Source organism: Rubritalea marina DSM 17716, from assembly GCF_000378105.1.
Taxonomy (GTDB): domain Bacteria; phylum Verrucomicrobiota; class Verrucomicrobiia; order Verrucomicrobiales; family Akkermansiaceae; genus Rubritalea; species Rubritalea marina.
This window is the reverse complement of record NZ_KB899253.1, coordinates 100,952-114,127: the sequence shown is the minus strand read 5'-3', so window position 1 is coordinate 114,127 and position 13,176 is coordinate 100,952. Positions and strand designations below refer to the sequence as shown.

16 protein-coding genes and 1 riboswitch are annotated in these 13,176 nt (G+C 50.6%); of the genes, 4 read left to right on the top strand and 12 right to left on the bottom strand.

All coding sequences use genetic code 11. The features are described 5' to 3' along the window. The first annotated feature begins 24 nt into the window (after positions 1 to 24). The gene (gene argH, locus F454_RS0107185) at positions 25 to 1,377 is read left to right on the top strand and encodes an argininosuccinate lyase (RefSeq protein WP_018969965.1); all 1,353 of its coding nucleotides are present in this window, start codon (positions 25 to 27) and stop codon (positions 1,375 to 1,377) included. A 138-nt stretch (positions 1,378 to 1,515) separates the two neighbouring features. Here the strand turns inward: argH and F454_RS0107180 are convergent, their stop codons facing one another. From F454_RS0107180 to rpmH, 11 genes are all read right to left on the bottom strand, one after another. Further along, positions 1,516 to 2,118: a nitroreductase family protein gene (locus tag F454_RS0107180; RefSeq protein WP_018969964.1), complete on the bottom strand. Its 603-nt coding sequence runs from the start codon at positions 2,116 to 2,118 to the stop codon at positions 1,516 to 1,518. Between the two features lie 63 nt (positions 2,119 to 2,181). Beyond that, complete coding sequence (locus F454_RS0107175; protein WP_018969963.1) at positions 2,182 to 3,015, bottom strand: mechanosensitive ion channel family protein; 834 nt, start codon at positions 3,013 to 3,015, stop codon at positions 2,182 to 2,184. An 83-nt stretch (positions 3,016 to 3,098) separates the two neighbouring features. Next, positions 3,099 to 3,488, bottom strand: a complete 390-nt coding sequence (locus tag F454_RS0107170; RefSeq protein WP_018969962.1) for a bifunctional nuclease family protein — start codon at positions 3,486 to 3,488, stop codon at positions 3,099 to 3,101. Positions 3,489 to 3,574: 86 nt separating this feature from the next. Next, complete coding sequence (locus F454_RS0107165) at positions 3,575 to 4,102, bottom strand: gamma carbonic anhydrase family protein (protein ID WP_018969961.1); 528 nt, start codon at positions 4,100 to 4,102, stop codon at positions 3,575 to 3,577. A gap of 78 nt (positions 4,103 to 4,180) precedes the next feature. Continuing rightward, positions 4,181 to 4,699 (bottom strand): RES family NAD+ phosphorylase, encoded by a 519-nt coding sequence (locus F454_RS0107160; protein WP_018969960.1) that lies wholly within the window; start codon positions 4,697 to 4,699, stop codon positions 4,181 to 4,183. Next, on the bottom strand, positions 4,683 to 5,135 hold the full coding sequence (gene parS / locus F454_RS14530; RefSeq protein WP_018969959.1) for a type II RES/Xre toxin-antitoxin system antitoxin: 453 nt from the start codon (positions 5,133 to 5,135) through the stop codon (positions 4,683 to 4,685). The genes F454_RS0107160 and parS overlap by 17 nt, the downstream gene beginning before the upstream one ends. A gap of 138 nt (positions 5,136 to 5,273) precedes the next feature. Beyond that, positions 5,274 to 7,382 carry a phosphomethylpyrimidine synthase ThiC gene (gene thiC, locus F454_RS0107150; RefSeq protein WP_018969958.1) on the bottom strand — a complete coding sequence of 703 codons (2,109 nt, stop codon included), beginning with the start codon at positions 7,380 to 7,382 and terminating at the stop codon, positions 5,274 to 5,276. Between the two features lie 115 nt (positions 7,383 to 7,497). Continuing rightward, positions 7,498 to 7,603: riboswitch (TPP riboswitch) on the bottom strand. 136 nt (positions 7,604 to 7,739) lie between these two features. Beyond that, positions 7,740 to 9,629: a membrane protein insertase YidC gene (yidC, locus tag F454_RS15720; protein WP_018969957.1), complete on the bottom strand. Its 1,890-nt coding sequence runs from the start codon at positions 9,627 to 9,629 to the stop codon at positions 7,740 to 7,742. A 12-nt stretch (positions 9,630 to 9,641) separates the two neighbouring features. Beyond that, the gene (gene yidD, locus F454_RS16100) at positions 9,642 to 9,944 is read right to left on the bottom strand and encodes a membrane protein insertion efficiency factor YidD (protein ID WP_083912924.1); all 303 of its coding nucleotides are present in this window, start codon (positions 9,942 to 9,944) and stop codon (positions 9,642 to 9,644) included. Further along, positions 9,941 to 10,297: a ribonuclease P protein component gene (rnpA, locus tag F454_RS0107140; protein WP_083912923.1), complete on the bottom strand. Its 357-nt coding sequence runs from the start codon at positions 10,295 to 10,297 to the stop codon at positions 9,941 to 9,943. Before rnpA ends, yidD begins: the two co-directional genes overlap by 4 nt. An 86-nt stretch (positions 10,298 to 10,383) precedes the next feature. Beyond that, on the bottom strand, positions 10,384 to 10,566 hold the full coding sequence (gene rpmH / locus F454_RS0107135) for a 50S ribosomal protein L34 (protein WP_018969955.1): 183 nt from the start codon (positions 10,564 to 10,566) through the stop codon (positions 10,384 to 10,386). A 190-nt stretch (positions 10,567 to 10,756) separates the two neighbouring features. Here rpmH and F454_RS0107130 point away from each other — a divergent pair, with 190 nt between their 5' ends. After that, a complete protein-coding gene (locus F454_RS0107130) occupies positions 10,757 to 11,251 on the top strand; it encodes a GNAT family N-acetyltransferase (protein ID WP_018969954.1) in 495 nt (164 codons plus the stop codon). A gap of 9 nt (positions 11,252 to 11,260) precedes the next feature. Here the strand turns inward: F454_RS0107130 and F454_RS0107125 are convergent, their stop codons facing one another. Next, entirely contained in the window at positions 11,261 to 11,842 is a 582-nt protein-coding gene (locus tag F454_RS0107125; protein WP_018969953.1) for a hypothetical protein, read from the bottom strand. A gap of 104 nt (positions 11,843 to 11,946) precedes the next feature. Here F454_RS0107125 and F454_RS0107120 point away from each other — a divergent pair, with 104 nt between their 5' ends. Both F454_RS0107120 and F454_RS0107115 read left to right on the top strand, forming a co-directional pair. Then, complete coding sequence (locus tag F454_RS0107120; protein WP_156817179.1) at positions 11,947 to 12,381, top strand: hypothetical protein; 435 nt, start codon at positions 11,947 to 11,949, stop codon at positions 12,379 to 12,381. Between the two features lie 48 nt (positions 12,382 to 12,429). Then, positions 12,430 to 13,098 carry a L,D-transpeptidase gene (locus tag F454_RS0107115; RefSeq protein WP_018969951.1) on the top strand — a complete coding sequence of 223 codons (669 nt, stop codon included), beginning with the start codon at positions 12,430 to 12,432 and terminating at the stop codon, positions 13,096 to 13,098. Positions 13,099 to 13,176 lie beyond the last annotated feature (78 nt).

Genomic DNA, 13,176 nt, shown 5'->3' with positions numbered 1-13,176 from the left:
CCTTTCTCTCCTATGACCTAGCACATGTGGAAAGGAAGATTTTCAAAAGCTACCGCTGATCTCGTACAACAATATGGAGAATCCATCTCCTACGATTGGCGCCTCTACAAGCACGACATCGCCGGCTCCATCGCCCACGCCCGTGCTCAAGTCAAAGCTGGTATCCTCACCAACGAGGAATTCCAACAGATCGAGGCTGGACTCCGTGAGATCGAAAAAGACATCGACGCCGGTAACTTCGACTTCTCCATCGAACTCGAAGACATCCACATGAACATCGAGTCCGCTCTCACCAAGCGCATTGGCGCTGCTGGCGGAAAACTTCATACCGCGCGCTCTCGCAACGACCAGGTCGCTACCGATACCCGCCTCTATTGTCGCGAAGAAATCGACACACTCAGCACCCAAATCAAAGAACTGCAAGGCGCATTGCTCAAGCAGGCCGAGCAATACGCAGATGCAGTCATTCCAGGCTACACCCACCTCCAGCGTGGCCAGCCAGTGACTGTTGGGCACCACCTGCTCGCCTACGTAGAAATGTTTGCTCGCGACATCGACCGCCTTGCAAATGCCCGCAAGCGCGTCAACGTTTCACCACTTGGCTCAGGGGCTCTAGCAGGTTCTACCATCAACCTAGATCGCCAGCAAATTGCTGAAGAGTTAGGATTTGATAGAGTCACAACTAACTCCATGGATGCTATCTCAGATCGCGACTACATCATGGAGCTGCTCTTTGACTTTGCACTTGTAGGCACTCACCTATCACGCATCTCCGAAGACCTCATTCTCTGGTGTTCCAGCGAGTTTGGCTTCGCCACACTCTCCGACGCTCACACCACTGGTTCTTCACTCATGCCACAGAAGAAGAACCCAGACGTCTGTGAAATCACCCGCGGTAAGACAGGCCGCCTCTACGGAAACCTCGTCTCCCTCCTCACTGCCGCCAAAGGGCTTCCTCTAACCTACAACCGCGACCTACAGGAAGATAAAGAACCACTCTTCGACTCTATTGACACCCTCAAGATGGCGCTCGCAGTGAACACTGAGATGATCGCAGAAATGACCGTGAATGTCGAAGAATGCAAAGCCGCAGCCTCAGACCCCATGCTGCTCGCTACCGATCTTGCCGATTACTTGGTCAAGAATGGCGTGCCCTTCCGCTCCGCTCATGAACTCGTAGGGCAGGCGGTCGCCGTCGCTGTCGAGTCGAAGACCCCACTCGACCAAATCGACCTCACTAAAATCTCCGAACACTACGGCACCGATGCCAAGGATGTGTTTTCGCTTGAGACCGCGCTCAAAGCGCGCACCAACCCAGGTGCTCCAAGTGTCGAAAATGTGAAAAGTGAAGTAGCGCGCTGGAAGTCGACTCTCTAGTAAAAAGCGACTGAGTACGCATTATTTTCAAAGCCTGAGTCACATGATGCACTCAGGCTTTTTTGTAGTGATACAAGAACACCCTACAAGACAAAATCCTGTAGGGTGTTGTGTTCGGGAGGAATGTTTTAAATTTTTTTAGAACCTGTCGTAAGAGACCACTTTATCGTCAGCAAGACGGGCGCCACGGTCCCAAGCTTCTTCAGCTTTCTTACCCACCGGAAGCATAAAGCTCAACGCATAGCCATCAGGTAGGTTAATCAACTTAGAAACAGCATCCGGGTCAAAGCCGACCATCGGGCAAGAATCGTAGCCGAGGTCGCGAGCCGCTAACATCAGCGTCATGCCAGCAAGTGCTGAAGAACGCATCGCTTCGTCACGAATCAATTGATCCTTGCCATCATAAAACGGCTTGATCATTGGTCCCAGAATATCCTGCACTGCCTGCGGTGCGTGCCCCCAGTAGTCTGAAGGGTCTGCTTGGTGCGCCTTGAGATCTGCACACAGGATGAAGAGCACAGAGGCATCTGTCACTTGTGCTTGGTCCCATGCCACTTCGCGAAGCTGCTGGCGCAGCTCAGGATTACGAACCACCAAGATGCGGTAGTTCTGCATGTTGAAGGATGATGGTGCGAGTTTGGTCAGACGGAGAAGCTCCTGGAGATCTGCCTCGGGCATGACGTGCTCAGGATCGTAATGTTTGATCGAACGACGGCTTTCAATATTTTCTGATGTATTCATAGTGCTACGTATCTGTGAGGGTTTTCTGTTGGATCTATTCCAAAGTAATCACAGAAGATCAGTTTATCCTTGCTTGAAGACATGAACATCCTGTTGTGGGAATGGGATAGAAACGCCTGCTGCGTCGAAGGCTTTCTTCACCTTCTCATTGGTAGAGAAGAACACATCCCAATAGTCTGCTGACTTCACCCAAACTCGCACAGTGAAGTTCACCGAGCTGTCTGCTAGCTCACCTACTACGATCATTGGCTCACGCCCAGGTTCGTCAGTGATGACGGCAGTATTTTCACCTATCACCTGCTCAATCACACCGCGGGCCTGATCGATGTCATCGCCGTAGCCGATGCCAAATACAAAGTCGACGCGACGCTCAGGCATCGCTGAGTAGTTGACCATTGAGTCGTTCGCAACCTTGCCATTCGGCACCATGATCAACTTGTTATCAGGTGTTGTTAGAAATGTCTGGAAAATTTGAATTTCTTTCACGCATCCAGTGTACCCTTGCGTCTCAATCACGTCTCCAATCTTGAATGGTCGGAACACGAGCAGCAACACGCCACCAGCAAAGTTCTGTAAGGTGCCACTCAGCGCCATACCGACAGCCAAACCCATCGAAGCAAAGATCGCTGCGAAAGAGGTGGCCTCTACCCCTAGGGTGCCAATTGCAGAAACAACAACTGCTACCTTAATGAGAGTGGCCGCCAGGCCGCATAAAAACGGTTTCACCGTTGGATCAACCCCTTTCTGATCAAGGCGTTTTCCTAAGAGCACCCCCACCCAGTTCGCAATATAAAAACCGATAATGAGGGTAAGGAGCGCGAGTAAAATTTTACCGCCCCATTGGGACACGAGGTTTATGATCGTGCTTGTATCTAATTCAGCTAGAATTGTATTCATCACAGTAGCATTTATGCTCGATTCGATTTGATAGATCTAGCAAATTCGTATGAATGTTTGAATTAATGGGAATGGAGGACCATTCAATCCTCACCGTTTTGGATCGATTCCAACAATGCGGTTGCATCCTCTAAATTATCCCAGAGTTCCTTCACAAAGTACATAGGCGCTCCGCATCGCACTGCGAGGGCAATGGCGTCACTGGGTCTAGAATCAATCTCTAAAACCTTGCGCTGCATCACCTCGTTCTGAGCTTCGATGATCAATCTAGCATAATAGACTTCTTGATCATCCACTTCCACAATCACACAACGCCTGATCCTAGCACCCATGCCATTGAGGCTATTGATAAATAGGTCATGAGTCATGGGCCGCGGTGTGTTCTGATACCCCAGAGCTAGGTTGATCGCATTCCCTACATGCGGGTCAATGTGCATGACCATCGTTTTATGCTCCCCTTTAATGAACAACATGCAGCTTGTCTCTGACTGAATCAGAGCCACAGGTTCCACACGTACCACCTCAGCTTGCATCACAATTTAACAATTAGAATATCCCACTATACCACGCCACCATTGCTTCGCGCCATATATAAACGCGACTGTTTTACATACTTCTCAGCCCAATGCCTCACCTTGGATTGAGCATCAAGATCTAGGCTCTTCACCACCCTCGCAGGGGAACCCATCACGAGAGAACCCGGTGGGATGATCATGCCTCCAGTCACTAATGAATTGGCTCCAATAATCGAACGTTCACCAACAACTGCACCATCTAACACACAGGCACCCATACCAACTAACACCTCATCTTTAATTGTTGCTGCATGAACAATCGCACCATGCCCTACAGTCACCAACTCACCGAGGTAGGTTCCATAATCATCTGCCAAGTGAATCACGGCATTATCTTGCACATTAGAACGCGGACCAATCACGATCTCGTTGATGTCGCCACGTAAGGTCGCATTGTACCAAATACTTGCTTCCTCCTCCACACGCACGCGCCCGATCACATCCGCACTCGCAGTGATGAACGCCGAGTCATGGACTTCAGGAGCAAACGATTCATAGGTCTCAATAGCCATACCCTAACCATAGCCATGATAGAGCGAGTGAAAAGTGCTAAGTGCAACCTCAGCGTATCGAAAGCATTAGACAAATTCTCATAACCTCGGATCAAAGCGGAAATCTAACGGAGGTTCGATCATTAATTCTGAAAAGCGTGGGTGCTTTGGATTGAGGAGGAGGTTGTATTCTTCAGGAATCAGAGCCGAAGGGACCATGAGGGCGAGCTGAGCAGCGGCATCGACCCAATCATTGCCAATGGCTTGAGTCGGTTCCATCGACGGCTCAGCATTCCAGTGTGCAGGCAAGATCTCTGATGGATAGACAGCAAGGTCTTCCCTAGGAATCCCAACACGTATGAGCTGGTAGGTCTTTTTACGAGAACTTGGGGTGGTGAGATGCACCAGCATTTCCAAGGCCGTCAGAGCACGAGAGCCTCCCAAATAAACAACATGCCTACCTGGGGCATTCCATCGGCCACCATACTTGTGAGCCCCTTCTCCACTAAATGCAGACTCCACCCAACGAGGGGCCACGATACGATAGGCGTAGAGCATCCCTTCATCCTCCGCAGCAGCACTGAGCTCCGACAGCTTCGACTTAACAGAATACTCCATGATCGAGCCTACCGATGAGGTTCTCTACTTCTCGAGCGCCGAATTCGGTATCCATATGCGCCAATGGTGATTCATTGAGGAGGCTAGGGTGTTCGCACTTGAGCCACTCACGCGTGGCAATCTCCGTTTCAAAGACTTCCATACTCATGCCGAAGAGGCGTGCCACACGCACGACACGTTCACTTTCCGGTGTGTCTAGGCGGCCCAGCTTCTTGCGACGATGCAAGGTAGCCTGCGAGATACCAATCAGGCGCCCCAATTCCTCTTCAGGCACTTGAAGTAAGTCCTGGAGGCAATGGAACTCCGCCATCGGAAAGCCCTCTCTGAGCAGCTGCACGAGAGTCTTCTCTGCTCCATATGAGTCCTCAGCCTCTGCAAGTTTTAGAGACTTCTCTTCTTTTTTCGGGAGGAAACTATGCACCACACCACTTCTCATATGAGAGAATGTATCACATCAGATGAACACCTTCAAATGAAAACTTGCAACACATCACATGATAACTTCATTTCAATAAAAAAAGCTCAGACACCTTGGCGCCTGAGCTTTTGAATAAATGATCAATGATTGCTATGACTACGCTTGGCCAGTGAGCTCAGCGGTCGCTTTTTCCAGACCTTTTTCCTCGATTGCATCCTCGGTGAAGCCGTTGTCTTCTGCGTACTTGCGGACGTCTGCTGTGATTTTCATCGAGCAGAATGTGGGTCCGCACATCGAACAGAAGTGAGCAGTCTTGGCTCCTTCAGCTGGCAATGTCTCATCGTGGAAGTCGATCGCGCGTGCAGGATCGAGGCCTAGGGCGAATTGATCGCGCCAGCGGAACTCGAAACGAGCCTTGGAGATCGCGTTATCGCGTTCCTGCGCCGCTGGGTGTCCTTTGGCAAGGTCGCCAGCGTGGGCTGCGAGCTTGTAGGTGATCACGCCTTCGCGCACGTCGTCGCGGTTCGGAAGGCCGAGGTGCTCTTTGGGAGTCACGTAGCAGAGCATGGCACAGCCGTACCAACCGATGTTTGCAGCACCGATACCTGAAGTGATGTGATCGTAACCAGGAGCGATGTCGGTGGTGAGTGGGCCGAGAGTGTAGAATGGAGCCTCGTGGCACCACTCGATTTGCTTCTCCATATTTTCTTTGATGAGGTGAAGTGGCACGTGGCCTGGTCCTTCATTCATCACCTGACAGCCTTTTGCCCAGGCGCGTGTGGTGAGTTCCCCTTGGATTTCGAGCTCAGCGAGCTGCGCGTAGTCGTTGGCGTCAGCAATGGAGCCCGGACGGAGGCCATCACCGATCGAGAAAGAAACATCGTAAGCGGCACAGATGTCGCAGATGTCATCCCAGTGGGTGTAGAGGAAGTTTTCCTTTTGGTGCGCGAGCGTCCACTTCGCCATGATGGAGCCACCGCGGGAGACGATGCCAGTCATGCGGCGAGCTGTGTGTGGTACAAAGCGTAGAAGCACCGCAGCGTGGATGGTGAAGTAATCCACCCCTTGCTCGGCTTGCTCGATAAGTGTGTCGCGGAAGAGCTCCCAGGTAAGATCCTCGATCTTACCATTCACTTTCTCGAGTGCCTGATAGATTGGAACGGTGCCGATCGGCACTGGAGAGTTGCGTAAGATCCACTCGCGGGTGGCGTGGATGTTCTTGCCGGTAGAAAGATCCATCACAGTGTCAGCACCCCACTTGGTGGCCCAGCGCATTTTCTCGACTTCTTCATCGATGGTAGATGCAACAGCTGAATTACCGATGTTCGCATTGATTTTGATGAGGAAATTACGCCCAATGATCATTGGCTCGATTTCTGGGTGATTGATGTTCGCTGGGATAATCGCACGGCCTCTCGCCACTTCAGAACGCACAAACTCTGGGGTGATGAGCTTCGGGATTTCAGCACCAAACGATTGACCTGGGTGTTGGTGATCCATGCGGTTGCGAGACACCTGCTTGAACGGATCAATGTCTGATGGACGCGGCATGTTGTAGCCATCGGGGGTGTGCGACTTGCTCTTGATAAGCTCTTTGATCGCATCAGATGCGTCGTCAGGAAGTTCGTCCAGTGTTGGGTAGCGGTCGTTGACCGTCTTAAATTCTTCGATGCGCCCCATGTTTTCGCGGATCGCAATGAACTCCATTTCAGGGGTGATGATGCCTTGGTCTGCATACCACTTCTGAGTGACGGGGTGGCCCGCTGATGCTTTGAGCGGCTTGCGCTTGAGTCCCGGGTATTCCTTGAGCTTGTTCTTTGCCTTCTTTCCTTCGTTATACTTCTCAGCATGCACGTCGGAGAGGTAGCCATTGTCAGACGGCTTCACTTCACGCCCATCATATTCGACTACATCGCCACGCCCGATGATCCAATCGCGGCGGAGAGCTGGGAGCCCTTCGCGTGGATCACCATTGAAGGACGGGTCTCCCCATGGGCCAGAGCAATCGTAGACTCGGATTGGAGCATTTGCTTCCACTCTGCCATTCGGATGCTCTGTATCTGATAGGCGAATCTCACGCATCGGAACCTTCACACTCGGGTGCAGCTGGCCACCCACATAGACGCGAGTCGAGTTAGGAAAAATGGTGGGATCTTTTTCGATCGCTTCAAGCTCAGCGGAGTTGTCAATGTTCTCTACAAAGTTGCCGGTATAGTCTGAGCGCTGAGTCAAATTCTCTGGCGTCGATTCATCTGGTGAAATCATAATAACTTAGTTCTAGGTGTCTTGAGTTTGTATAAAGTAAATAAAAAAGCCTGTCGAGAGCGGTGTCTGACAGGCGAGTTGACTGAGTAAACTAACCTTACATACGATCAATTTGTTAGCATCTCAGGCGACTCCCTTCGTCGGTTCTAACCGCAGCAGGTTCCAAGGGTCATGCACGTAACTGTCCATTCTCAGCCTCAGCGGCTCCCCTGTCTTGCGATCAAGGTAGTTCCCACCATCATAGATGCAAGAGGATTCTATATGCCCGACGAGATGCGGTAATGATACGATGAAAAAAGCGGAGCTGATTGCTCAGCTCCGCTTTGATAAAATGTTCGATTAGAGAATCCTATCGACTTAGCCGCCCGTCTTTGGATCGCGCTTTTTTGGCTTCTTAGCTTGCTTCATCTGACCGGGTGCCATCGGATTTTGTGGGGCATTCCCTCCAGGCTTTTTACCGGCCGCAATCTCTTGCTGACGCTGCACATCTTCAAGGCGCTCTGCAAATTTCTCGAAGAGGCCCTTCTTGCGTGGCTTTGCTGAGTCATCATTGCTGGATTTCCCCGATTCCTTGAGCTCTGGCTCAGGGAGCTTTTTCATCAACAAAGTCTGACCGATCGACACCACGTTTTGCGTGGACCAATACAGAGCCAAGGCGGCTGCGTAGTTGTAACAGAAGAAGAAGAACATCAAAGGCATCATCATGAAGATGCGCTGCTGGAGTTTATCACCAGCTTGTGGGGTGAGGCGCATTTGCAGCACCATGGTGATCGCCATCACAATTGGAAGAACGTTGATTGGCACACCCATCACTTCAAAGACTGTGTCCGGACGGGAAAGATCTTCAACCCACAGGAAGCTCGCTCCACGCATCTCAACGGCAGAACCCAGCATCTTGAACACACCAAAGAAAATTGGAATCTGGATCAACATTGGCAAACACCCACCCATCGGATTCACGCCATACTGGCGATACATCTTCATGGTCTCTTGATTGAGCTTCTGAGGATTGTCTGCGTATTTCTCACGCATCTCCTTCATGATCGGCTGCAGTTTCCCCATACGCTTCATCGTACGAGTGGACTTGTTGTGCAGCGGCCAAATGATGATGCGGATAAATACTGTCAAGAGGATCACGGAAACGCCCCAAGCCCATGAAGCATCACCAAACCAACCATGAATCATGTTGAGCGCCCAACTCATGAATGTCGCGAAAACACTAAACCATCCGTAATTCATGATCGAGTCAGTGTGTGGCGCCACTTGCTTGATCAGCTCACGCTTCTTTGGCCCCATGTAGATATCGACACTGTAGCTTTGCTCGCTGCCAGCATTGACTACCTGGTCAGGAAAGTTGACACCCATGGTGAAGACCCAACGCTTCATCATCTCTTCGTCTTCCTGAATCTCACGCTCACGTCCAGTTGCCCAAAGTGAGTCAGCTTGGAAGCCTTTCGGCATGATGAATGTGGTGAAGAACTGGTTATTCACACCAGCATACTCAAGCGAAGATGGCTTGATGATCTCCACCGCTTTGGCATCGCTGAACCACCCCCCCGAGAATGGCTTGTGCTGTTTGAATGAAAAGGAACTATCCTCAAAGTAAAACCACCCTGCTTTGTCCTGCATTTCTTTGCCATGCAAGGGAGCCACTGTTCCCGTATAGAGTCCGTAATCAGAAACATTGATCACACTCGCGCTGGCATTCTTGAAGGTCACGTCCAAATGAAGCTGGTAGCCTTTGGCCTCCGCTTTTTCTACGAGCTTCCATGACTTCGTCACTTCAACTCCCGGTGCGACTTGGCCTCGATAGGTGATGGACTTGTCGTCTTTGGCTACGATTTCGTAATAGCTATTGTCGATCTTCTGGTAGTCATCGGCAAGGGCACCAACAGCAAAGGGTGAATGCACGTTGACCTCGACATGGCCCTCTCCATAAATCGTCTGCTGCTGTGGGAATGCGGCAGACTTCACGCCGCCTCCGAAGTTGGTGAAGGTGTAGATCACATCTTCAATCTCACCATCCATCCCGACGAGAGTATGAGGCTGGTCTTTTTCACCCGACTCGATCGTAGGTTTCTGAGTCACTAAGCCATCTTTCAGGGCTTCCGCTTCTACAGTCTTTTGGGCTGTTTCTTCAACCCGTTGCTGTACTTCAAGCTCCTTCTGGGTTTCGCTCATGTAGTAGTAGTTGGCAACCAGGCCAAGGCTACAAAGTACGAGGATGATCCATGCTTTCCTATCCATTGTTGTGTGTGTCTAAATTTGTGATTCTTTGTGAGAAGTAACTGGCTGATCACAGCAACAGCACTTCTTCTTGGGTGGGACTGGGTCGTGTCCGAAGCCGCCCCAGGGATGGCACCTGCATAATCTTCCGATTCCTAGCAGACTCCCCTTGATGGCCCCATGCATCTCTACAGCCTCATAAAAATATTGCGAGCAAGAAGGTGAAAAACGACAGCCTGTGTAGGTCCCAGCTGATAGTACCCGCAACATTGGGTTCAAAAACTTTTGGTATCCACGGATCAATCCTTGGATGATTCGCACTGGCAGACGCTTCATGACTCTTCTTCCTGCAAGGCCCCAAGCTTGCGCGCCAGCTTCAACCACTCGCGCTCTAGTTGTTCATAAGTAGCCTCTGGAGCCCTCCAACGTAAGATTGTCACCACGTAGCGATTACCGATCACCTGCCCTCCGTGATCACTCATGATCGAGCGAACAACGCGGCGAAGATAATTCCTCTGATGCGCCTTGCCAATCTTCTTGGTGGTGATGAGCCCATACTTAAAATGTTCGAGCTCGTCTGACTCCAGCACGCTTACAACAAGATAGCGCCCCGAACGCGACCTACCCAATTCTCGAACCTGTGCAAATTCTGCACGAGATTTCATCGAGAATTTTCTAGGAAGACGCATGGGGCGCTTCACTTTGCTGATTGAATCATACAGTGAATAACTTGGGATACGACTACCGCACCCCAAGTGAAATCACTGCGAGTCAATTAGGTGTGTTGCTTGGTGTGACGCTTGTATTGAAGCTCAGCACCTTTCGGAAGGAGACGCTTGCGACCCTTCTGACGACGACGACGGATGATGTCGCGTCCAGCTTTAGTAGCCATGCGGGCGCGGAAACCGTGCTGACGCTTGCGAACACGCTTAGATGGTTGGTAAGTTCTTTTGCTCATGGTGATATATCCTTTTGAAAGATTAATGTGCCTCGCCAATCACTCAATTACGAGATGCTTGGGTGGGCGGGCAAACTAAGTATTTCAGACGCTTTGTCAATACGTCATTCGTCTCTATAGTCATTTTTTTATCGATTCGAAGTAAATTTGGGATTAAAACATCAGTGCCTTATCCTCCAGACACCCGATTATGAGTAGTACACTTCAACAAAGCACCTTAAGTTCCAGCAACGATCTCCCCCGAGTACAAACTGCTACCATCGAAGATTTAGATCAAATCACCGATCTACTCACTGCACTCTTCGAGCAACAAGGTGATTTCACTTCCGACCCACAAAGACAACGCGAAGGCGTCTCCATGATTCTTGAACAGCCCGCAAGGGGGCGCATCTTTGTGCTGCGCAATGATGACCAAATCTTTGGCATGGTGAACCTACTCTTCACCATCTCTACCGCCATGGGCGGAATGGTCCTTATCTTGGAAGACTTTATCATGCACCCGAGCCACCGCGGCCAAGGCTACGGCACCCTTCTACTGGATCACGTCAGTAACTTTGCCAAGCAAAAGAACTTTGCCCGCATCACACTACTGACGGACAAAATTAGTGAAGACTCCCAGCGTTTTTTCCAAAAGCACGGTTTCGCCCACTCGTCCATGATCCCGATGCGCTTGAACATCGATTAAGCACACTCTCTATCTACCCAACATCGCGTTGGTATCGTCCACGCCCAGTTGGTTGATCTCCCCCAGTGTAAAGATCTCCGGCGGCGGCAGATTGCGATTAGACGTCGCAGCATCTGTTGGTTTAGCCACGGATGTGCTATTTGAGTATGCTTGGTTTCCAGCCTGAGCGTAAGCTCCTTGCTGTCCATAGCTTTGCTGCGACACAGCGGCTTCTCGGCCTTGCGCCGCTGCCTGCTGTTGCACGAAGTAAGGTGAATGTTTGTAAGAACCGGAAGCCTTGCCGTCAGAGTACGCCTTCTTGCTGTAGCTCGAATTCGCATTCTGGTTCCACCGCGACGCATTGTACTCAGACTTCGAAAACTGCGAATTTTTCTGGCTCTGAGCTTGGTAGAAATTCCCCTCTGACTCGAATTGGCTGCGTTGGTCTTGACCAGTAGGTTGGACATTTCCCGCTTCATCAACCATGTAACGCACATCACTCTGGTACTTCGCCAGTCCTGAGGCCTCTGCCTGCTCATAGCTCACCTCACGTTCACTCGCACAAGAAGCAAGGAGCGCGACAGGAACTAAGATAGATAGAACGCGTTGCATGAAGAATGCATGTACCGAATCCGTCACAATTTGACAAGGCGCAAACCAAGCAGCCAAGACATTGGGAGTTGAACCACTCCCTAATCTTCGATATTGGTAGAGACATGAAAATCCACCTCATCGCTGCGGCAGCTCTCACTTCCCTGTTCCTCAGCAGCTGTGCGACCAATCAAATCCAAAAGCGAATTTCCAACAATCTCGACATCTACTCCGAACTCAGCACCGAGGATCAAAATCTCGTTCAAAGTGGGCAGATTAAGAAAGGCATGCCTAAAAAAGCAGTCTTTATCGCCTGGGGCAACCCCAGCCGCTCCGCCAAAGGCCAAAACCAATCAGGGCCATTTGAAAAATGGTATTACTACCAACACTCACCTCGCACCACAGGCGGAATCTATGGCGGCTACGGATACTATGGCTATGACCACTATGGTATAGGGGTCAACCGCGGCACCAGCTATGACACCGAACTTATTGCTCAAGTAGAATTCCGCAACGAGCGCGTCATTAGCTGGGAAAACTCACGCAATCCACGCCGATAGAATTCCAGCATTGCTCTCTTGATAGAAACCCATTAACTTACAGTTCCCATGAAAAACATCCTACTCGCTCTAAGTTCTGCAGCCCTAGCTATCTTCCTTAGCTCCTGCGAACCGAATGCCAACCTTGGTGCCTACGACGCTTACAACCGTCCAGCCACCAAACCTCAAAACCCCAACAACGTTAGAGTCAAAGTCTCAACCAACAACCAAATGGTCTACGTGATGGAAGGCAATAAGCCACTTCTCGTAATGCCTGTCTCCGTTGGTAAAGCTTCCACCCCAACTCCCAAAGGGAATTTCACCATCTACAGTAAAGAAGAATACCGCCGTGCAAATACCCATGGTTACTTCAAGCATAGCAACGGCAGCTACTCACGAGGCTACCTACGCAACAAACCTGCTGGCACCAAATTTATCGGCACCCCAATGCCGTACTGGATGGAATTCAAATCTGCCTACGGATTCCACACAGGATGGATGAAACACACACCCTGCACCCATGGCTGCATCCGCATGCATCACAACGTGGCTCCAAAATTCTTCAAAATCGTCAAAACTGGTACTCCAGTCAACATCGCATACTCACAACCCGAAGACCAAACCATCGGACGCAATGTCCCACGCCCAGTCGATGCGGGCCCACTTCCAGACTTCCCAATCGAGTACCTCGTCACCAACAAAGTCTACAAGCGTCACAAACCACCGACACTCAAGTAAGATAACTCCCTCGCTTTCTCCACAGCCATCCATGCCAACATGGATGGCTTTTTTGTACACTCGTCACAGGCTTGATAA

Coding starts and splice junctions, on each gene's coding strand:
- F454_RS0107180 (WP_018969964.1), bottom strand. CDS start 2,118: ATGAATACATCAGAAAATATTGAAAGCCGTCGTTCGATCAAACATTAC.
- rnpA (WP_083912923.1), bottom strand. CDS start 10,297: ATGCGTCTTCCTAGAAAATTCTCGATGAAATCTCGTGCAGAATTTGCA.
- rpmH (WP_018969955.1), bottom strand. CDS start 10,566: ATGAGCAAAAGAACTTACCAACCATCTAAGCGTGTTCGCAAGCGTCAG.
- F454_RS0107160 (WP_018969960.1), bottom strand. CDS start 4,699: ATGGAGTATTCTGTTAAGTCGAAGCTGTCGGAGCTCAGTGCTGCTGCG.
- F454_RS0107120 (WP_156817179.1), top strand. CDS start 11,947: ATGAAAATCCACCTCATCGCTGCGGCAGCTCTCACTTCCCTGTTCCTC.
- F454_RS0107130 (WP_018969954.1), top strand. CDS start 10,757: ATGAGTAGTACACTTCAACAAAGCACCTTAAGTTCCAGCAACGATCTC.
- parS (WP_018969959.1), bottom strand. CDS start 5,135: ATGAGAAGTGGTGTGGTGCATAGTTTCCTCCCGAAAAAAGAAGAGAAG.
- thiC (WP_018969958.1), bottom strand. CDS start 7,382: ATGATTTCACCAGATGAATCGACGCCAGAGAATTTGACTCAGCGCTCA.
- argH (WP_018969965.1), top strand. CDS start 25: ATGTGGAAAGGAAGATTTTCAAAAGCTACCGCTGATCTCGTACAACAA.
- F454_RS0107165 (WP_018969961.1), bottom strand. CDS start 4,102: ATGGCTATTGAGACCTATGAATCGTTTGCTCCTGAAGTCCATGACTCG.
- F454_RS0107125 (WP_018969953.1), bottom strand. CDS start 11,842: ATGCAACGCGTTCTATCTATCTTAGTTCCTGTCGCGCTCCTTGCTTCT.
- yidC (WP_018969957.1), bottom strand. CDS start 9,629: ATGGATAGGAAAGCATGGATCATCCTCGTACTTTGTAGCCTTGGCCTG.
- F454_RS0107115 (WP_018969951.1), top strand. CDS start 12,430: ATGAAAAACATCCTACTCGCTCTAAGTTCTGCAGCCCTAGCTATCTTC.
- yidD (WP_083912924.1), bottom strand. CDS start 9,944: ATGAAGCGTCTGCCAGTGCGAATCATCCAAGGATTGATCCGTGGATAC.
- F454_RS0107175 (WP_018969963.1), bottom strand. CDS start 3,015: ATGAATACAATTCTAGCTGAATTAGATACAAGCACGATCATAAACCTC.
- F454_RS0107170 (WP_018969962.1), bottom strand. CDS start 3,488: ATGTTGTTCATTAAAGGGGAGCATAAAACGATGGTCATGCACATTGAC.